This is a genomic window from Bradyrhizobium genosp. A, assembly GCF_049949275.1.
GTDB lineage: Bacteria > Pseudomonadota > Alphaproteobacteria > Rhizobiales > Xanthobacteraceae > Bradyrhizobium.
In genome coordinates this window covers 7,028,732-7,048,781 of the sequence record NZ_CP188196.1, presented here as the reverse complement: position 1 = coordinate 7,048,781, position 20,050 = coordinate 7,028,732, and the positions used below count along the sequence as shown (strand labels likewise).

The 20,050-nt window shown below is 57.9% G+C and carries 10 protein-coding genes and 1 pseudogene; 6 read left to right on the top strand and 5 right to left on the bottom strand.

Annotated elements, in window-relative coordinates:
• Nucleotides 1-471 precede the first annotated feature (471 nt).
• The 3 genes from ACP2YP_RS33060 to ACP2YP_RS33050 form a co-directional block, all read right to left on the bottom strand.
• Nucleotides 472-1,659: a diaminopropionate ammonia-lyase gene (locus tag ACP2YP_RS33060; protein WP_426420379.1), complete on the bottom strand. Its 1,188-nt coding sequence runs from the start codon at nucleotides 1,657-1,659 to the stop codon at nucleotides 472-474.
• A gap of 99 nt (nucleotides 1,660-1,758) precedes the next feature.
• The gene (locus ACP2YP_RS33055) at nucleotides 1,759-2,364 is read right to left on the bottom strand and encodes an AMP-binding enzyme (protein ID WP_426420378.1); all 606 of its coding nucleotides are present in this window, start codon (nucleotides 2,362-2,364) and stop codon (nucleotides 1,759-1,761) included.
• Nucleotides 2,365-2,422: 58 nt separating this feature from the next.
• Entirely contained in the window at nucleotides 2,423-2,581 is a 159-nt protein-coding gene (locus ACP2YP_RS33050) for an AMP-binding protein (protein WP_426426337.1), read from the bottom strand.
• A 297-nt stretch (nucleotides 2,582-2,878) separates the two neighbouring features.
• On the opposite strand from ACP2YP_RS33050, the gene ACP2YP_RS33045 reads away from it, so the two are divergent.
• The 4 genes and pseudogenes from ACP2YP_RS33045 to ACP2YP_RS33030 all read left to right on the top strand — a co-directional run bounded on the left by ACP2YP_RS33045 (nucleotide 2,879) and on the right by ACP2YP_RS33030 (nucleotide 10,456).
• A complete protein-coding gene (locus ACP2YP_RS33045) occupies nucleotides 2,879-3,550 on the top strand; it encodes a TetR/AcrR family transcriptional regulator (RefSeq protein WP_426420377.1) in 672 nt (223 codons plus the stop codon).
• 1,079 nt (nucleotides 3,551-4,629) lie between these two features.
• Nucleotides 4,630-6,456, top strand: a complete 1,827-nt coding sequence (glmS, locus tag ACP2YP_RS33040) for a glutamine--fructose-6-phosphate transaminase (isomerizing) (RefSeq protein WP_426426336.1) — start codon at nucleotides 4,630-4,632, stop codon at nucleotides 6,454-6,456.
• Between the two features lie 252 nt (nucleotides 6,457-6,708).
• Nucleotides 6,709-7,301, top strand: a pseudogene (locus ACP2YP_RS33035) (efflux RND transporter periplasmic adaptor subunit); the annotation flags it as partial.
• A gap of 44 nt (nucleotides 7,302-7,345) precedes the next feature.
• A complete protein-coding gene (locus ACP2YP_RS33030) occupies nucleotides 7,346-10,456 on the top strand; it encodes a multidrug efflux RND transporter permease subunit (protein WP_426420376.1) in 3,111 nt (1,036 codons plus the stop codon).
• A 252-nt stretch (nucleotides 10,457-10,708) separates the two neighbouring features.
• Here ACP2YP_RS33030 and speD read toward each other — a convergent pair whose 3' ends face one another.
• On the bottom strand, nucleotides 10,709-11,101 hold the full coding sequence (gene speD, locus ACP2YP_RS33025; RefSeq protein ID WP_426420375.1) for an adenosylmethionine decarboxylase: 393 nt from the start codon (nucleotides 11,099-11,101) through the stop codon (nucleotides 10,709-10,711).
• 695 nt (nucleotides 11,102-11,796) lie between these two features.
• Between speD and ACP2YP_RS33020 the strand changes: the two genes are divergently transcribed.
• Both ACP2YP_RS33020 and ACP2YP_RS33015 read left to right on the top strand, forming a co-directional pair.
• Nucleotides 11,797-18,264 (top strand): amino acid adenylation domain-containing protein, encoded by a 6,468-nt coding sequence (locus ACP2YP_RS33020; RefSeq protein ID WP_426420374.1) that lies wholly within the window; start codon nucleotides 11,797-11,799, stop codon nucleotides 18,262-18,264.
• On the top strand, nucleotides 18,257-19,684 hold the full coding sequence (locus ACP2YP_RS33015) for an MATE family efflux transporter (protein ID WP_426420373.1): 1,428 nt from the start codon (nucleotides 18,257-18,259) through the stop codon (nucleotides 19,682-19,684). The genes ACP2YP_RS33020 and ACP2YP_RS33015 overlap by 8 nt, the downstream gene beginning before the upstream one ends.
• A gap of 80 nt (nucleotides 19,685-19,764) precedes the next feature.
• Here the strand turns inward: ACP2YP_RS33015 and ACP2YP_RS33010 are convergent, their stop codons facing one another.
• The gene (locus ACP2YP_RS33010) at nucleotides 19,765-20,022 is read right to left on the bottom strand and encodes a hypothetical protein (protein WP_426420372.1); all 258 of its coding nucleotides are present in this window, start codon (nucleotides 20,020-20,022) and stop codon (nucleotides 19,765-19,767) included.
• Nucleotides 20,023-20,050: the final 28 nt, after the last annotated feature.

The window sequence follows — 20,050 nt, the reverse complement described above, 5'->3', positions numbered from 1 at the left end:
TTCATCTAAACAATCGATTTTACCTGCTCACGGGAGTCGCGGCAAAATGCTAGATGAAGAGTTAGAGTTAAGACATAGCAGGACGATGACGAACTGCTGCATACAAAGGGTTGGAAAAGCTACACCAAGGTTTGCCGTACGCAACCCGCCGAACGCCTGCCGCTTCTATGTCAGCTACTTGCTTCCGTAGAATCGAGGGGCTCTCCGACTTCGCTTTGGGTTTGCCGCGAAACGCGAGCAGGCGACTGCAGCTATCAACTGTAACTGCAACCCGGCCATGGAATCGCAAACCATTCCAGAATGCAGAATGGTGTTTGAAATCCACATGCAATGGCCGGTGTTTGCAAGGCATGTGAAAAACCGAAAGCCCTGTCTCATCGCGACCGCCACAGACAGGGCGGTCACGCGCGGTCACTGCAAACCACATAAACGTCGGACAACTCGGCATGCTATGTGCACTCCTCCGTCGGTTCAGCCGGTCACGTCCTCGGGGCGAGCGCCCACGAGCTTCTCATAGAGCGCTGGGTCAGTCGCGCCCTCGGTATTGATCAGGAAGACACAGGCATTAGAGTCGAGCCCGATCTCCGAACGAAACGCTGGATCAGCCGCCGCCTTTGCCAATCCAGCGAGACCTACTGCGCCACTTTCGCCGGCGACGATCGCCGGATCGCCGTCGACGGGATAGGCAAGCTCCTTCATCATCGTAACCGCCTCGTCGTCCTCGACGGTCATAAAGGCATCGGCAACGCGCGAGAGAATGCGCCAGGCAATAAGTGATGGCTCATAGCATTCAAGCATCGCCATGACGGTAGGTCTGTCGTGCGGCACCTTCACGATCTGGCCGGCCTTGGCGCTCTCGAGAAGGCAGGCGGCTCGATCCGGCTCCACCACAGTGAAGAAGGGTCTGTCCTTTCCGAATACAAGCGAAAAATGAGCGGCAGTCGCCGCTGCGATGCCGCCGACACCGGCCTGGACAAACACGTGGGTTGGAGGCTTTGGCAGCGCACCAAGGGCCTCACGAAGCAATGCTGTATAACCTTGCATAACGAGGTGAGGGATCCGTTCGTAGCCCGGCCAAGATGTGTCGGAGACCACAATCCAGCCCTGTTCGCTGGCGATTTTAGATGCCGACGCAACGGAATCATCGTAGTTGCCCTGAACACGTTCGATACGGGCACCATACCGCGCGATCGCTCGGCAGCGCTCGTCACTCACTCCAGCATGAACAAAGATGACGCAGTTGGCGCCCACGAGTTGGGCGCCTTGTGCAACCGATCGGCCGTGGTTGCCGTCGGTAGCGCACGTCAGGGTTATTCCAGCGGCGACTGTGGCGACTTCGGGTGAGCGCCACTCAGAAATGTCTACTGGACGGCCCCATCGTTGCGACGCGAGCTCAAGAATAAGCTGTATTACCGCATAGGCTCCCCCGAGTGCTTTGAAGCTACCGAGACCCAGTCGTCGTCCTTCGTCCTTGATGTAAATGGATCCGACATCCAGACGACGGGCAAGGGCAGGAAGTGAAACCATCGGGGTAGGGGCCGTCCCCCGCCTATGCTGGAGGAAGCGCTCCACTGCCAGGGCCGCCTCGACGCCGAGAGCATCGGCATCGGAGGAATCGAGCGGCAAGCGATAGTTACTGAGCGTATTGCGGAGCAGCATGGCGTTGTGTTGTGTTGACCAAATTTAGCGGCATACATACGACAGCGCATTGGCGAGGTCGCAGAGTAGAGCGGTTCATTCCATTCCAGGCGCTTGATGTCAGGCTGCCTTCTCCGACCAATACCGATTACGGAATACCTGCTTCATGAGCTTGCCCGTCTGTGAACGCGGGACTTCATGCACAAAATCGATGCTGCCGGGCGCCTTGTAGCCGGCAATACGATTCTTCACGAAGGCGATGATTTCTTTGGCCAAGTTCTCGCTGCCTTCCGTGCCCGGCAGCAATTGCACTATGGCTCTGACCTGTTCGCCCATATCAGGATCGGGGATTCCGATGACGGCTGCGTCCGCGATAGCAGGATGAAGCACCAGAAGGTTCTCAATCTCTTGAGGATAGATGTTGACCCCGCCTGAGATGATCTTGAACGCCTTGCGATCGGTCAAGAAGAGGTAGCCGTCCGCATCGACGTGTCCGATGTCACCGACAGTGGTCCAGTACGGATGCGCCGGATGTTGCGCGGCCCGCGTCTTTTCCGGCTCGTCATGGTAGACAAACGGCATCTTATCGCGTTCGAAATAAATCGTACCTGTCTGACCGGCTGGAAGTTCGCTACCGTCCTCATCGCAGATGTGAATCTTCTCTAGCACGGCGCGACCGACGGAGCCGAGCTTCCCGAGCCACTCCTCGGGGTCGATCACGGTCATCCCGTTCATTTCGGTGGCCGAGTAGTACTCCCACAATATCGCCGCCACCACTTCATCATCACTTGCTTGACTTCAACGGGACATGGTGCGGCAGCGTGAATCGCGATACGCCCACAACGTCGCCGGGCCGCAAGCCGGCGTCGAAGAGCCAGTTTGCAGCCCGTCGAGACCGATCCTCCAATTCGGCGTACGTCACGATCTCACCGGTTGCCGTCATGATGAGGGCTGGGCGGTCCGGATTAGTTAGCGCGTGGGTGCCCGGATACATCAACACATCCCTGAATGTGGCCTTTCCGACGGAGAGGCGAAATTTGAATTTCGCACGGAATTGCCGCGACGGAGCACCCGAGGATGCCCCTCCTCGAGGATACTGGCTGCATCGACGGGCCGGGCGAGCTCTGCAGCTCCCGCCCTTGAATTGATTACGATTCGGGTCTGGTCAATAACTGACATTGACGTCATATTATTGGATTCCCAGCTGGTGGTCAAGCGGCCGCGGTGCTATGGACGGCAAATGCTGGAGACCGATTCTGCGTTGGAGCCGTTAGCCCCTGCCACCGCGAAGGGGGCGGCGATGCGTCAGCGCCTGCTGAACGCCTCGGCACGCGTATTCGCGCGCAAAGGATACGAGGCCACCCGGGTCCAGGACATCGTCAAGATCGCTCGAACGTCTTACGGAAACTTCTACCGGCACTTTCGAAATAAGGACGAGATTCTGCTCGCCGTTTTGCAGCCATTGGTCGACGAGATCTACGTCGCGAGTAAGCGAAGGTCGGGCCGCTCATTGAAGGCAACGGAAGCCGAGTTCGTTGAGAATACCATCGCTTATCTCAAGATCTATGCCCGACATCGCAAGCTGTTGCGTGTCATGCGCGAGGCGGCAGCTCGCGGAGAGAAAGCAACATTCCTTTCTCTCTATGTCACCGAACGTAGCCGCTTCGTAAGGCGCACCGCGACTTGGCTGACCCGCCTTCAGGGATTGGGCGAACTAAGCCGTGAACTCGATCCTGAAATGGCTGCTGAAGTGCTCGGCGCCACGATGGAGCAGGTTGCCTATATGAAGTTTGATCTCGCGTCGGAAGATCCAAGCGACGCGGAGATTGAGCACATAGGGACGCACTGCGCAAAGGTCTGGTATCGAGGCGTGTTTGGTGCCGCCAAAGACGATCCCGCGGCTCCCAGCTAGCATCCCTTCTGCCGTTGATGCGAGCGCGTGTGTCGCAGCCAAACAGGCGTGACGCTGCTCATTCATGAAATCTGCCCAAGGATCGCGAACAGGCGTCCGAGCGCTGACAATCATCCAGGAGACAAAGCTGCGCGTCTCAATACCGAACCTCAAAACTTCTTTGATTGATTCGCGGTCTTAACTAGCTCGCACGGAGGTTGGCGATCGAAACCGCGAAGTCGCCAATGACAACGTGACGTGAGCCGCATTTTGACAGCTATCCATGGTGTAGATGCGGCCCATCAACACAATCGATTTTACCAATCCTACAAGATCCCGCATAAGAAAAACGTCTCGGTTTGGAGAGAAGCCTTCGGCCAATCAGAATGGTCTCGATCCTTGCCTAGAGCCGAGGAAATATTTTCGGTGGTTGCCGAGCATCAACTCAAGCGCATTTTCAGTCCGGCCAGTGCTTGGGCGGTTACATCGGTCGGTAGGCCCTGCCCGTGTCGACGGAGCCGGCGGAATGTAACAGCGCGTTCCTCCGAGACTGACTTCTGTCCGGTCACCCAAGGCGGCCGGGGTTCTTTTGTGTGCCATATGCGAGCGACAGCTTCGAGATTGAAAATCCTCTATCCAGCTATCCGCTTTACGAATCTCTTGAGAAGGAGGCCGGGCCATCATGCTTGGCTCTGAACCCAGCCAATGATGATGAAGTTCATGCCGACAGATAACTGGACTCCGCGCGGGTCGTCGATCTGCATCGAGTGTCATCGATCTTTGAGTGGCAACTTGCGTGATGTGTCCACGCGTCGGCCCTACCGCGACTACGATGTTGTTTCCTTGTCGGGAGAAGAGTCTGCACATGCGATGGCGCTCTGTTCACCACGCGCTCGCGCCTTACCGCCTCCTGCTGTCGCGACATGCTGGCATTCGATCGTGCTCGTCCAAACCGCGCTTCGGCTGGCGATGCTTGTTCTGCCCCGCAGAATCCGAACGACCCAGATCCACAACAATCTGAGCACCTTCAATCGAAGGTCTCAAGTAAAGTGTAGCTGTTCTGAAAGCATTATTCTCGAAATTGGGGGATGTTGACCCGCATGTGTGGGATTGTAGGCATTTTGGGGCGCGAACCCGTTGCTGAGCGGCTGATCGAAGCGCTCACTCGGCTGGAATATCGCGGCTACGATTCAGCGGGAGTCGCAACGCTCGACGGCAATCATCTTGAGCGCCGGCGCGCCGAGGGCAAGCTGAAAAATCTTGAGACCAGCCTACGCCGCAATCCGCTGCAGGGTGACACTGGTATTGGTCATACCCGCTGGGCTACTCATGGCAAGCCCACGGAGTACAATGCGCATCCGCATACGACGGACAATGTCGCGGTCGTCCATAACGGAATCATCGAGAATTTTCGTGAGTTGCGCGCCGAACTTGAGCAGAATGGCGCCAGATTTGCTTCCGACACTGATACCGAGGTGGTGGCGCATCTGGTCGAATCCTATCTGAAGATGCGCTACTCGCCCCAAAAAGCAGTGAAAGAATCCCTAGCGCGACTGCGCGGCATGTTTGCCCTTTTATTCCTGTTCAAAGGGCACTGCGATCTCATGATCGCCGCCCGGAAGGGATCCCCGCTCGCGATCGGCTATGGCAACGACGAGGTGTATATCGGTTCGGATGCCATTGCGCTCGCGCCGTTCACCGACACCATCACTTACCTTGAAGATGGGGACTGGGCCGTGCTTACCCGGAAGATCGGCGTCATCTACGATTCCGAAGGCGCAGTCGCGCACCGTGAGGTCCAGAAGTCCGGTGTGTCGTCGCTCCTGGTTGACAAGGCGAATTATCGGCACTTTATGGCCAAGGAAATCCATGAGCAGCCGGAGGTGGTCGGGCAGACTCTGGCGCGCTATATCGACGCAGCCCGCGAACGTGTTGCGCTGCCCATCAAGCTGCCGTTCGACTTCAGAGACGTCCGGCGCATCACGATCACCGCTTGCGGCACAGCGAGCTATGCAGGCAACGTCGCAAAATACTGGCTCGAGCGTTTTGCCCGCCTGCCGGTTGAAGTCGACGTCGCCTCCGAGTTCCGCTACCGCGAATCTGCCGTGCGCAAAGGTGATCTGGCGATCTTTGTTTCGCAGTCGGGCGAGACAGCGGATACGCTTGCTGCGCTCCGCTACGCCAAGGCGGAAGGCGCACACACACTTGCCATCGTCAATGTACCAACATCGACCATCGCTCGCGAGAGCGAAACCGTGCTGCCAACGCTGGCCGGCCCGGAGATCGGCGTTGCCTCAACCAAAGCCTTTACCTGCCAACTGATAGTGCTAGCCGCACTTGGAGTCGCGGCCGCCAAGGCGCGCGGCGAACTGTCCGAGGATGAAGAGATCGAGTTGGTGCGTGGCTTGGTTGAAATTCCTCGCCTGATGTCGGTAGCGCTCAGCACCGAGCCGCAGATCGAGAGGCTTGCATGCGACATCGCCAAAGCGCGGGACGTACTCTACCTCGGTCGCGGCACGAGCTTCCCGATCGCGCTAGAGGGCGCATTGAAACTGAAGGAAATCTCCTACATCCATGCAGAGGGACATGCTGCGGGCGAGCTCAAGCACGGGCCGATCGCGCTGATCGACGAGACCGTGCCAGTAGTGGTGATCGCACCGCATGACCGCTTATTCGAGAAAACGGTCTCGAACATGCAGGAGGTGGCAGCGCGCGGCGGGAACATTGTCCTCATGACCGATGCCAAGGGCGCTGAAGAGGCGACACTGGATACGTTCGCCACCATCGTGCTGCCCGACATGCCGGCCGCCTTCACGCCGATGGTCTACGCGATCCCCGTCCAGCTGCTCGCCTACCACACGGCCATCGTGATGGGCACTGATGTCGACCAGCCGCGGAATCTCGCCAAATCCGTGACCGTCGAATAGTGATCCGGTCGGTCGCTTCTGGTCCTCAAACTGGCCTAGACAATTATGTCTGAGCATTCACGACTGGCCAGCGCCACCAAGGTTGGGGCTGTCAAAGACGCCAGCGTCTCCCCCTCGCGGGTTGGAAGCTGCGACGATGTCGGACAGGTCCGCGACACGCGCATTAAGGAAGCCGTCCGCATGCTAGGTTCGTTGGCATCCCGTTTTGACAGTTCTTCCAGAAAGTCGGCGCCCCGCCGAATTATCACTTCGCTGGCGTCGCGCCAGTTCGGTCTGCAGGCGACGGTCGAGCAGGCGCAGGCCGGCTACGACCAGGCGCAGGCGGGCATCGCCAAACTGTTAGGTGCCGTTCTCCGGCGATCTTCGCGTGCGCCAAGCCGCGGTTGGCCAGTATCTCACCGCTGGCACTGCGATCGTCTCGCTGACCGATCTCTCGCAGCTGTGGGCCAACTTCACGGCGACGCGAAAGGATTCCGTCAACCTCGAGGTCGGCCAGGTGGTCCGGCTCACGTTGGATGCTTGTTCGGGCCGCGTCTTCGAGGGCAAGGTCACGACCACCGAGCCGCAGATCGCCAGCGAGACCCGCAACATCCGTGTGCAGGCGACGATCACGAACCGGGACAAGATCGTAAAGCCCGGCATGTTCGTCACCGCAACGGTCGTGCTGCCCGGCAACCATGTTGAAGGATGTGCCGAAGGGCGTGAAGCTGGGCGACAATGTCGTCGCCGTCGGCCAGCTCAAGCTGCAATCGGGTGCGGCTGTAGCGATTTCGTCCGATTCGGCGCCGTCCATTCCAGCCCAACCGGCGCGTTACCGATTAATGCGCTCGCGTGATCCGGCGTGAGGCCGGGTCACACCACTCAAGCAAACGAATTCGAGATCGCAGCGATGACAGTTACCGATATCTTCATCAAGCGACCGGTTCTGTCGGTCGTCGTCAGTCTGCTGATCCTCCTGATTGGTCTGCGCGCGGCGATGGTACTGCCGATCCGGCAATATCCGAAGCTTTCGAACACGGTCATCAACATCACGACGGTCTACCCCGGCGCGTCTGCGGACCTGGTCCAGGGATTCATCACGACGCCCATTGAGCAGGCGGTCGCTTCCGCCGAGGGCGTCGACTACATTACCTCGTCCTCGGTGCTCGGCACCTCGACCATCCAGGTCTACATCAAGCTTAACTTTGACCCGAACCAGGGGCTCACCGAGGTGCTCGCCAAGGTGAATTCGGTCAAATATCTGATCCCGAAGGAATCCAACGATCCGGTCGTCACCAAGACCACCGGCCAGACCACGGCCGTGATGTATATAGGCTTCTCCTCTGAAGAGCTCTCGGGCTCGGCAATCTCGGACTATCTGACGCGCGTCGTGCAGCCCGTGCTGTCGACCGTCGATGGCGTGGCGTCCGCCGATATCCTGGGCGGCCAGACCTTTGCGATGCGGTTGTGGCTTGACCCAGTGAAGATGGCTGGCCACAACGTGTCCCCGGCTGATGTCGCGGCCGCGATCACCGCCAACAACTTCCAGTCCGCGGCCGGCCAGACCAAGGGCTACCTCATCCTCTCAAACATCTCGACGAACACCAGCCTGACCGACGTCAACCAGTTCCGGAAGATGATCGTCAAGGCCAAGGACGGTGGCTTCGTGCGGATGGAGGACATCGCCACCGTCGAGCTTGCAGCCCAGAGCACGGATGCGAGCGTTGCCTTTAACGGCGAGCACGCGATCTTCATCGGCGTGAACGCAACGCCGCAGGGCAACCCGCTAACCCTTGTGAACGGTGTGCGCGCGCTGTTCCCCGAGCTCGAGCGCAATCTGCCACCGTCGATGAAGATGAAGGTCGCCTACGACTCGACCAAGTTCATCCAGTCCTCGATCGACGAGGTCGAGAAGACGCTGGGCGAAGCCGTGGTCATCGTCATTATGGTGATCTTCCTGTTCCTGGGCTCGTTCCGCTCGGTGATCATCCCGGTCGTCACCATTCCCCTGTCGATGATCGGCGTCTGTACGCTGATGCTGGCGCTCGGCTTCAGCTTCAACCTGCTGACGCTGCTCGCCATGGTGCTCGCGATCGGCCTCGTGGTCGACGACGCTATCGTGGTGGTGGAGAACGTCCATCGCCATCTGGAGGAGGGTGAGACGCCGGTGCAGGCGGCGCTGCAAGGCGCGCGCGAGATCGTCGGTCCGGTCATCTCCATGACCATCACGCTCGCCGCGGTGTACGCTCCGATCGGCTTCCTCGGGGGCCTCACCGGATCGCTGTTCCGTGAATTCGCCTTCACGCTGGCAGGTTCGGTGATCGTGTCGGGCGTCATCGCGCTGACGCTGTCGCCGATGATGTGCTCGGGGCTGCTGAAGAACACGGAAGAGGGCCGGTTTGCAAAGCTGGTGAACAGGTTGTTCGGCGCCGTCACACACTGGTATGGCCGCAGGCTCGACCGTTCGCTCGACTATAAGGCCATCACCGGGCTGGTTGCGGTGACGATCCTTGGGCTCGTCGGGTTCCTCTACATGCACACATCGAAAGAGCTCGCGCCCGAGGAGGATCAAGGTATCGTGTTCGCTGTGATCAAGGCGCCGAAATATGCCAACATCGACTATCTCGATTTCTATGGCGACAAGCTCGACAAGAAATTGCAAGGCTTTCCTGAGACCGACCTGCGCTTCGCGCTGAACGGCATCAACGGTCCCCAGAACGGTATCGCCGGCATGCTGCTGAAGCCGTGGGATGAACGGAAGCGCTCTTCGATCCAGTTGGTTCCGCTGGTTCAGGCTGAGCTCAGCAAGATCGAGGGCGTCCAGGCGTTCGCCTTCAACCTGCCGCCGCTGCCCGGTGGACCCGGCGGCCTGCCGGTGCAGATGGTGATCAATTCGACCGCGGGCTTCCAGGCCGTCTATGAGCAGATGGAGAAGCTTAAGGGCGCCGCGCGCAAGAGCGGCATGTTCATCGTCTCCGATAGCGATCTCGCCTTCAACCAGCCGACCGTGAATGTGAACGTCGACCGCGCCAAGGCCCAGGATCTCGGCATCAACATGCAGAACATCGGCAGCGCGCTCGCGATCCTGGGCGGCGGCAATTACATCAATCGCTTCAACCTGGAGGGCCGTTCCTATCAGGTGATCCCGCAGGTACCACGCGCCCAGCGGCTCTCGCCGGAAGCGCTCGGCAATTACTACGTGGCGACCAGCACCGGCCAGCAAGTGCCGCTATCGACGGTGGTGTCGATCGAAACGTCGACCGCTCCGAATTCATTGACCCACTACAACCAGCTCAACTCGGCGACCTTCTCGGCCGTGCCGATGCCCGGCGTGACCGTCGGCCAGGCCGTCGACTTCCTTGAAGGCGAAGCCAAAAAGCTGCCGCAGGGCTTCAGCCACGACTACCTTGCCGACTCCCGGCAGTACGTGCAGGAAGGCAATCAGCTCGCCGTCACCTTCAGCTTCGCGCTGATCATCATCTTCCTGGTGCTGGCGGCACAGTTCGAGAGCCTACGCGATCCGTTGGTGATCATGATCTCGGTGCCGATGGCGATCGTCGGCGCGTTGATCCCGCTGTTCTTCGGCGCAGCGACCATGAACATCTACACGCAGGTGGGTCTGTTGACCCTGGTCGGCCTGATCACCAAGCACGGCATCCTGATGGTGGAGTTCGCCAACGAGCTCCAGCTCAACGAACGGCTTGACCGCCGCTCGGCGATCGAGATGTCGGCACGCATCCGCCTGCGGCCGATCCTGATGACGACGGCCGCGATGGTCACCGGCCTGATCCCGCTTCTGACCGCGACCGGCGCCGGGGCGGCCAGCCGCTTCTCGATCGGGCTGGTGGTTGTCGCTGGCATGTCGATCGGCACGCTGTTCACCCTCTTCGTGCTGCCGGCGGTCTATGCGGTGCTCGCGACCGATCACCGTGCCCCAGACCAGATCCGTGCGGAACAAGCAGATCGAAGAGCTGAGTCTCGGCTCGAAGGCGCTGCGGCTGACCTGAGGGCGCTCGATTGAACATCAAAAACGGCAATGGCCATTGCCAAGGCGCATCCACGCCGAAGCAAGTGCTAGCTGTGCGGAGATGAGGGAACCACCATTGGAAAGCGTTGCGCCATAAGTCCGTGCAATTTTTAATGATGGTCGTTATTGACGGCCAACAAATAAGCAGATGTCAGGATTCCCCGCGGTCAAGCTTTGATGCTTGAGGTTAATCCAAGATATTTTTCGATTGAAGCAGCGAGCTCGATGCCCTCACCACCATCTGCTTCAACCGGTTGGCTTGATCGACACACCTCTCCGGAAGCTGCGAACGTCCGACCGTTCGGGCTGAAAGGCCTCAACTAGAACTGGCACGGCGCTCGCAGGATTGCTGTCGCCACATACGAATACATCAACGGCTGCATAGGACCTCTCAGGCCAAGTATGTAAGGTCATGTGCGATTCAGCCAACAACGCTATTGCCGAGACGCCGTTGCCCGGACAAAACTTATGAACATGAAGGTGGAGCAATGTCGCACTCGCCGCATGGATGGCTTTTCGGATGGCTTCTTCCGCAAGGTCCGGATCGTCGAGGTTTTTCGCTCCCCATAGCTCGATGAGCATATGCGTCGCACCGGTTGACAGAGCCGCTGGTACTTCCTCTTCGTTTTCAATAATCATAAGCAATCTCCGTTGAATTGACGGCTCAATAAGATGAGCTATTCGGGATTGGGGTGACGAGGTGATCAGGCCGCGTGTTTTGCCGGTACGTGCATGACCTCAATACCGCCGTCGTATCCGACAACTGCGATGACCTCGGCGACTGATTTGTGCCTTTGAGCCGACGCCAAGCCCTTGATGTGGCGATCGGCAGCTCGAGCACCATCGGCTTGGCGGTGATTGGCGACTGTCCTTCGTCCGCCTTTCAGCGCTTGACGACTACCCTCCAGCGGCTGTGAAAACGACGTTAGTCTCATGGAAACGGTAACATGTGTCTGTATTGGTTGTTGCACAATCGATGCTACCGCTTGAGCGCTATAGGATTCCGCAGCCCGGCGAGGGCCAACTCCGCTTTCATGAGGAGAGCACTAAACCATAGTCCAGGCGCCCGTTGGTTGCGGGTGCCATGCAGACTCACGCGTGTCGACTACAAGATCCGGTAGGTGCCAACGCCAATGTGGGGCCCTAGGGTCCGGCCGCGTTCCCTTGGCTATCATCCAGGTAACAGTAGTGAACGCAAAGGACGGGAAGCTAAGAAACGGACAAACCGGCTCACTATGACCGGCCGATACCGGGGGCTACGCGCTGCACACCCTCAATCAGGATCGTCGGTGTTTTGATTAAGGGCCCCAGAAGGCGACGAATGGGGGACGCGTATGCCTAGCCAAGATCTATCCAAAAAAAATCAGTTTGTAGAACGTCCACCGATCGAGGCGATCACGGTGATCGATCGCCTTGCAAGATCGGATCCAGAGAGGATTGCGCTGAGAAGCGGCGCAGACCAACTCACCTACGAGGCGCTGCGACTAAGATCGGATGCCCTCGCAAGGAGGCTACGAGAGCATGGCGCTCGGTGCGCGGTCGTCGGATATTGGGGTGAGCGCGGCTTCGACTGGGCGACGGCGGTCGTCGCAATTTTGAAGGCCGGATCAACGTACCTACCGCTCGACCCATCCTTACCGGCTTCACGCACGTCGTTCATAATTGAGCAGAGCCGCTGTGCTCTGATTATTGGCCCCGACCAGCAGCATTCGCTCAGCCCGTTCCGGTCGAGCAGCAAAGACACCACCCAATTCATGCCGATAGAGGCGGCGCTGCGTGAGGGCCAGCCTTCGTCTTTCGTGCCATCATCGAGCGCGGATGGACTCGCCTACATTCTGTTTACGTCTGGTTCGGCGGGCCAGCCTAAGGGCGCAATGATTGCGCATGCAGCCTTAAACAATCATTTGGCGGCAAAAATTGATGCCCTAGCCCTCACTCGGACGGATTGCATCGCGCAGACGGCATCGCATTGCTTTGACATCTCGCTGTGGCAACTTCTGGCAGGGCTTTGCGTCGGAGGCAGTATCGCGATCATTGATGATGCGACACTGAAATCGCCAGTATCTCTTCTTAAAGCAATTCAAGGGCACGGCGCGACGGTTGCTCAATTCGTCCCGTCAATGCTTGCAGTATTTGTTGAATATCTGCAGCCCCTTGCGGCGGCTGAGAGAGCTCTGGACAGTTTGCGGACTATCTCTACGGTTGGAGAACCCCTGACACCCGGACTGGCGCGCGCATGGCTTGGCTTGTATCCGCAGGTCCCCATTCTAAACCACTACGGGCCGACCGAGTGCGCCGACGGCGTTACACACAATCTGGTTTCAGTACCGCCCGCGGTGGCTGACACTTATGTGCCGATCGGCAAGCCCATTGCGAACCTTGAGGTCTATGTCACCGATGGATCTCGTCTGTGCGACACGGGGGAGGTCGGCGAAATCTGTGTGAGCGGCGTTGGTGTCGCTGCTGGTTACGTCAACGACGATGTTCGCACCAAGGATGCCTTTGGGCCAAACCCGTTCTCTAACAACCCGGGGTTCCGGCGCCTCTACAGGACAGGTGATCTCGGACGCGTCCGTTCCGATGGTCTTTTGGAATGCCTCGGTCGACGGGACCGTCAGGTCAAAATCCGTGGGCACAGAATTGAGCTGGGAGAAATAGAGGCCCGCCTCTGCGCTCATCATTCGGTACATGGCGCTGTCGCGGTCGCCTCCGCCTGCGCAGGCGTAAAGCTTATGGCGCGAGACATAACAGGCGCGGAGCGGGAAACTGGATCGAGACGGCTAATCGCATATGTGTCAGCTCCGGCTGAAGTGACGGAAGCCGAGCTTCAGAACTTTGTTGCCGAAACGCTTCCTACCTACATGCTGCCGGAAAGGATCATCCACGTCGGCGGTATTCCGCGGACTAGAAACGGAAAGGTCGATTTTGGAGCATTGCCGGACCCGACCAGTGTTCGTCCTTTATTGCCGACGCCATTCGAGGGGCCGCGAACAGAGCTCGAAGCCCAGCTGTGGCAAATTTGGGCAGGCGTTCTGCGCATCGAGAACATTGGCGTGAATGACCAGTTCATAAGCCTCGGCGGCGACTCGCTCCGAGCAATGCTCATATTGGGTCAATTGCAGACCCAGCTCGGAGTGAGAACGGATTTCAGGCTGGTCCTGAATGGAACGGTACGGTCTCTTGCGGCTTCGATCGCGTCCCGAGTCGAATCCAAACCGTGCACAGCGCCCGCGTGCGGAAAGCTTGCGCGAGCGCCTCTGACGAGAGTTCAGGAGCACCTATGGTTTCTTTCCCAGCTCGATCCGTCTGCCAGGAACTACATCATTCAGGGCGGCCTGCGAATAAGAGGCTTCTTTGATCTGGCCGCATTCAACCGTGCCTGGACCGATGTCGTTCATTTCCATCAGGCACTTTCTGCACGCTTTATCGACGAGGATGGTCCGGTTCAGATTTTTGATGATCCGCAATGCGAAAAACTTGATTTGACTGATGCATCACATCTCACGGCACAGCAAGCCGAGGAGCTGATCACAGAGTTACGGCAAACAGAGCTGAGCGGCAGCTTTGATCTCAGCCAAGGTCATCTGTTTCGCGCGCGCATGATCCGTTTTCACCCTGACCACCATCTGGTACTGATCACCGCTCACGAAATTATTATCGATGCCTGGTCGATCTCTGTTCTTCTCAGAGACCTCCGACAAAGATACCTGGATGCCACGGCGTCTTTGCCAAAGAACTGCGCCTCCCTTTCGACCTACGCGGTCTGGGAAAAACAGCACGTGACCCCAGAGGCGCTGGCCAACCAGCGCAGCTATTGGCGCCGTCAGATTGGTGATGATCCGCCGGTGCTTTCGCTTGGAACAGGACAAGCGCGACCGCGGGTAAATTCTCACCGCGGTGCCTCATATGCGGTGCTGCTCGGCAGCGAACTCTCCAATCAGGTACGGGAGTTTGCGCGTCGCCATAGGTGCACAACGTCGACAACCCTCCTCGCGTGCTTCAAGCTGCTGCTACGGATGTACAGCGGTCAGGACGACATTATCGTCGGCATACCGCATGTCGTACGGGATCAGCCCGGCAGTGCCGACATTGTCGGCTTTTTCCTGAATATGCTGCCAATCCGTTCCGCGATCGATGTTGGTCAGTCCTTTGCGGTTTATGCCTTGCGCGTCCAGGGCCTGGTCAGCGATGCCATCGCAAATTCGGCATATCCGTTCGGTTGGATGGTCAGGGATAGCCGGCTATATCGCGAAGCGGAACGATCGCCGATCTTCCGGGTCATGTTCAACATGTACTCCGAGGCCGCGGAGCCACCGGATCAGCATGAGCTCGATCTGACTTTCCGCGAATACGACACCGGTTACGTAAAATTCGATCTGACCTTGTACGCACAAGATCAGGGCGATGAATTGGCCCTCCAGCTAGCATATGCCGAAGACATCCTTTCCAGCGATCTCATCGTCCGTATGGCTGATAATCTGCGCTGTCTGATTGCTGCCTGCGTTGAGAATCCACTTGCGCCCGTTAAGGATCTGAGTTGCCTCAGTGGGGCGGATGTCGTTATGCTGGACTCGCTGCATGGCTCGGCGCAGTCATACCCGACTGAATGTCCGCTTGTGGAAGCGTTCGAGCAAATCAGTGCCACTCATCGTAGCCAAGTGGCATATTTTGGTGATTTCGGTGAGATCACAATCGGCGATCTGCGGGAGCGCGTAACAGCAATCCGGTCGGTCTTGAAGGCGTCCGACGTGGGAGCTGGCGACAGGGTCGCCATGCTGGCCGACCGCTCGCCTGACGTGGCCGCTGTTATTCTTGCGGCACGAGCCTTGCAATCCATCGTTGTCCCTATATCGCCGGATTATCCACGTGATCGGATCGACCATATCCTGCGAGATAGTCGAGCAAAGCTTTTGGTTCACGCAAGTACCACTGACCTTGGTTTTGACCTGCCGTCGATCTGTCTGTTGACCCTAGAAGGGTGCGGCACGCTCGCGCACGAGTCTGAGTGCAGCGACAAACCATCAGATCCGGAAATTGCGAGCCTTATATACACGTCGTCCTCGACCGGGAAGGCGAAGGGGGTTCTCATACCGGAGTCGGCAATTCTTAATCGACTGAACTGGATGTGGCGAACCGCTCCGTTCGAGAGCACCGACGTGATGGTTGTTCAGAAGTCCGCATCACTTGTTGCGTCCGCTTGGGAATACTTCGGTGGACTCCTAAGAGGTGTGCCCGCGCTGATCCTGACCCGTAGGCAGTTGCTGGATCCAGATCTGCTGTTGAGCACGTTGGCGGAACGTCGCGCGACACACTTATTTGCCTCGCCGCCACTCCTGACCGGCCTCGTTGCCTCCCAAGAGCGGCAGCCAAGATCCACTTCCTTGCGGTTCGTCACAAGCAGCGCTGAACCGATGCCATCTTCGCTCCCAGTTCGCTGGCGTACATATTTCCCGGACGTGCCGTTGTGGAACTTCTATGGTGCTACGGAATGTGCGTCCAACGCCGCAGTCTACAGAACGTCGGATTCCGATGACGGCGCGTCGCTCGTCCCCGTTGGGCGCCCAATCGATAACGTCAAACTCTACGTGCTCGATGCTGCGTTGAAGAGAGTCCCTGTCGGAGTCACCGGTGAACTCTGCATCGCGGGACGCTGCGTAAGCGCTGGGTACTGGAGGGATCAAGAGCGGACAACACGTTGTTTCGTGCCAAATCCTTATGGTGACGGACAGTACAGCGTCCTTTATCGAAGTGGCGATATCGCCCGCATCTCAACCAGCGGCCTTCTTGAGACTTGCGGCCGATCGGACAACCAGATCAAGGTACGGGGCTATCGCATTGAGCTGGAGGAGGTCGAAAAGGCTCTTGAGTCTCATCCCGCAATCACAAAGGCCGCGGTCGCTGCAGATGGCATGGATGGCGATCGTCGTTTGATCGCCAGCGTGATTCCCGCCCGTGACGGTCTAAGCTCTGAAGAGATTGTTACCCACCTGAAGCACACATTGCCGTCCTACATGATTCCGGCCGCCTTTCGTTTGGTTGACAGTATCCCTCTTACGGCGAACGGAAAGATAGATCGCGCTCACCTGTCGTCCGTTCCTTACCGCGAGGTCGGGCCTGCTCCATCTGTCGAGCCCCGCACGAGGAAGGAGCTTATTCTTGCTGGGATCTGGCAGGATCTATTGGACGTCGAGCGGGTCGGAATTGATCAGGTCTTCTTTGATATCGGTGGAGATTCTCTTCTAAGCGTACGCTGCGTCACGTTGGCGCGCAAAGCCGGGCTGAATCTTACTGTTGACCAACTCTATCGAACGCCGACAATCAGGGAATTGGCGGCGGATCGAGCGACGGTTGCACACCATACCGCCCCTTCCGTGGACGGCTCGTTGCCGATTACCCCCGCAATCGCATCTTGGAAGCGTCTTGTCGGCTTCGATGAGCACTACAACATAGGCGATCTGTTCTTCCTGCCCGGCGGGATCCTGGATATCCGGCTGCTGGAGCGCGCCCTTGCTCATGTCATGGATAGGCACGAAGGCCTCAGGCTCCGTATCGCCCGAACCGATGATGGTCTACGTCTGACGATCGCAGCTTCCGCGGCCGAACGCCTCGTGGAGGAGATCAATCTTGTCGGAATGACCAGCCTGCGGCAGCGTAAGGCAATCGAGAGCATCTCAGCAAGACGTCAGCATATGTTTCGCTTTGACGGCCAGACGCCTCTTGTTAACGTCACGGTGTTCCGCACATCGGAAAGCGGCGATTACTATCTGCTGGTCCTGATGCATCATTTTGTAGCGGACGGGATAGGCTATCGACTGTTCCTCGATGCATTGGACGCGGCCTACGACGGCCTTAGCTCAGGCCAGGCCGTAAGCGGCCCCGAGAACATGCAAATGCTTGCTCTATGGTTGAAGCGCCTTGAGCACTACGCGAACAGCGAGGCGCCATCCGAACTCGAATACTGGGAGAGGATCGACTCCGATCAGTGCAATTTGCATGTCAGCCCCACGTCGGCAGGTGGCGCAAGCTTTTCGCAAGTGACCGCGAGAGAGCTTCACTATGCACGCCTTGAAGGTCGCGCGGATGACGCGAATTGCCGAGGCCTTTGGGAAGATCAGGCCAAGCATCATCTGGAGATTGGCAAAGAAGCGACAGCTGATCTGCTCAATATTGCAGCCAGATCGGCGCATTGTAAGGACATTGACGTATTTCTTGCCGCCATATCCGGCGCCTGTGGACGTGTTTTCGGCAACTATTCGCTCTGGATTGATAGCCTTACCTCGACCCGAGGTCGGCTGTTTGAAGATATTGATCCATCGCAGATCATTGGCCATATCAGCGAGCTCGTTCCGCTTTCCTTGAGTCTTTCCGGAACGGAGGCTCGTCCCGATCGTGTTCGTTCAATAAACCGCCAGCGCAATGCCCTCCCGCGCAGAGGAGTAGGGTTTCGGGTTTTGAAATTCGTAAACCGAGATCCAACCGTGCGGAGCCGGATTAATCGTCTGCCCTTACCTAAAATCGGACTGAATTACCGAGCGGGTTTGCAGCGCCATTTTCCGCGCCGTCTCCTAGCCCAGGACCCGTCTCCAATCTGGATCGGCGAAGACATGGATGAAGCCGCCGCGAGTCACCTTTTCTGGTTCGACGTCGGATATCAAGCCGGCCGTCTCCAGATTGAAACAAGGTATGATCCAAGCCAGATCGGTTATGAGGCGACCCGTAATCTTTGCACGGTGTTGCAACAGGAGCTGTTGCTGACGATCAGCGAATTCGGAAGAGCCGGCGACACTGTCATCCATGAATGAGCCGGATGCGGAAGTGGCGGTCGAGTGCGATCGAGATGTGATGGCAAAGAAGAAGCAGAACATCGATCTATCGGATCCCAATCTGGCGAGCCTTATCCTGCGGCTCGCAATTCCGTCTATTGTTGGCCTATCGATCAACGCGGTACAGCAGGCCGTCAATGCGATCTTTGTTGGTGCACTTGGCGCGCAGGCGATCGCAGCTGTCAGCATGACCTTGCCCGTCGTGGTTCTTCTGACGGCAGTCGGTCAGGGAATCGGTGTTGGAACAGCCTCGTTCATATCTCGTCATCTTGGTGCCGGTGAGTACCTGGAGGCAAGCAGGGGCGCGAGTACTGCACTGGCCCTGGCCGCTCCGATCGGGATCATGTTTACGGTTCTCCTACTGCTAAACTTGCGACGGATCTTCGTATCCCTCGGGGCAACTCCAACCATCATGCCCGTGGCGCTCGACTATGCGGCGACGCTATTGTTCGGATACACCCTGATGCTTCTAAACATCGTCAACGGCTTCATCGTTAGAGCCGAGGGCAACACACGTTTCAGTATGTGGACGATGCTTACCGCCTTCATACTGAACGCGGTGCTCGATCCGGCCTTCATCTTCTTACTGGACCTCGGTGTGCGAGGCGCAGCCCTCGCAACGCTGGTATCTCAGATCGCTGCCATTAGCCTCTATATCGTGCATTTTTCGAAGCTGGGCGGGATAGTCCTCGTCAAGGTATCTTACGTCTCATTACGAACAAGTCGCATCAGACAGCTCGCGTTCATAGGAGCGCCAGCCACCATGACCGGCATTTTGTCTGCCATTGCCTCTATGCTCTTGTACGGAGCTGCTGCGCCGTTCGGGGACGACTGCATCGCGGCCATGGGAATAGCCATGCGATTGCTGACGATCGGCGCACTGCCTGTCACCGGCTTTTGTATGGGCTCTCAAGCTGTCCTCGGTTTCGGTTGGGGCGCACGCGATCTTCCCCGCGTATGGAAGGCCGCAAAGCTCATGCTGTTCATGACTGTCGCGCTTTCGGTTGCGTATTCTGCGGCCGTTGGGAGTTTTGCCAGACCTTTGGTCAAACTGTTCAGCGATGACGAGAACGTCACGGAAATTGCCGTCTTGACCTGTATCGTTTTCCATCTCTTTTTTGGGCTTTTTGGTATTGAGAGTTTCGTGACGGCGATGCTTCAGTCGTTCGGGAGAGCACGCCTCAGTGTGATTGTGTCCTTGGCGAGGCACGGCTATTTCTTCATACCTGCCGTACTGGTGTTGCCAGTCATATCGGGTTTCGACGGACTGTTGGCCAGTCAAGCAATCGCTGAGCTGGGTGCTGGAATGATTGCAATGATTGTCATGTTCCAGCAGTTTTCGGAGCTCAGACGAGCACTCGGGCGCCCTACTTCAAGAGGGATCGAGATCGCGGGTTGACCTGACCATCGTCGCGGTCCGGAGCATTGAGCCTACATAGCCGCGGAGGCATTGCGCTCCAGGAAGTGTCGCACGTAATATCAGCGGCCCGCAGAATCTGTGCTCGCTCTAGTTTGCAGGACACAGGACACATGCTTGCCGCCGCTAAGCGGTGTCTTGAGTGCGGTGCGCTCGATATGGCTGAAGGTCGACGCCGAAGCTTGGACGAACGTGGCCCATCGCTCAAGGCGATATTCCGCAAGAGCGAGATACTGAATTTCGGTACCCTGGACGTTGGCGTTGTCGGTGACATCGGTGTCCTGTTTGGTCCACATTGACCCAATATTTGCCACCATCACTGAAATTAGTCCACGGCAGGTAAGCGAT

What these genes read in the sequence shown, in the direction of transcription:
- ACP2YP_RS33015 (WP_426420373.1), top strand. Translation starts at nt 18,257, where the DNA reads ATGAATGAGCCGGATGCGGAAGTGGCGGTCGAGTGCGATCGAGATGTG.
- ACP2YP_RS33060 (WP_426420379.1), bottom strand. Translation starts at nt 1,659, where the DNA reads ATGCTGCTCCGCAATACGCTCAGTAACTATCGCTTGCCGCTCGATTCC.
- ACP2YP_RS33055 (WP_426420378.1), bottom strand. Translation starts at nt 2,364, where the DNA reads ATGACCGTGATCGACCCCGAGGAGTGGCTCGGGAAGCTCGGCTCCGTC.
- glmS (WP_426426336.1), top strand. Translation starts at nt 4,630, where the DNA reads ATGTGTGGGATTGTAGGCATTTTGGGGCGCGAACCCGTTGCTGAGCGG.
- speD (WP_426420375.1), bottom strand. Translation starts at nt 11,101, where the DNA reads ATGATTATTGAAAACGAAGAGGAAGTACCAGCGGCTCTGTCAACCGGT.
- ACP2YP_RS33020 (WP_426420374.1), top strand. Translation starts at nt 11,797, where the DNA reads ATGCCTAGCCAAGATCTATCCAAAAAAAATCAGTTTGTAGAACGTCCA.
- ACP2YP_RS33045 (WP_426420377.1), top strand. Translation starts at nt 2,879, where the DNA reads ATGCTGGAGACCGATTCTGCGTTGGAGCCGTTAGCCCCTGCCACCGCG.
- ACP2YP_RS33050 (WP_426426337.1), bottom strand. Translation starts at nt 2,581, where the DNA reads ATGACGGCAACCGGTGAGATCGTGACGTACGCCGAATTGGAGGATCGG.
- ACP2YP_RS33030 (WP_426420376.1), top strand. Translation starts at nt 7,346, where the DNA reads ATGACAGTTACCGATATCTTCATCAAGCGACCGGTTCTGTCGGTCGTC.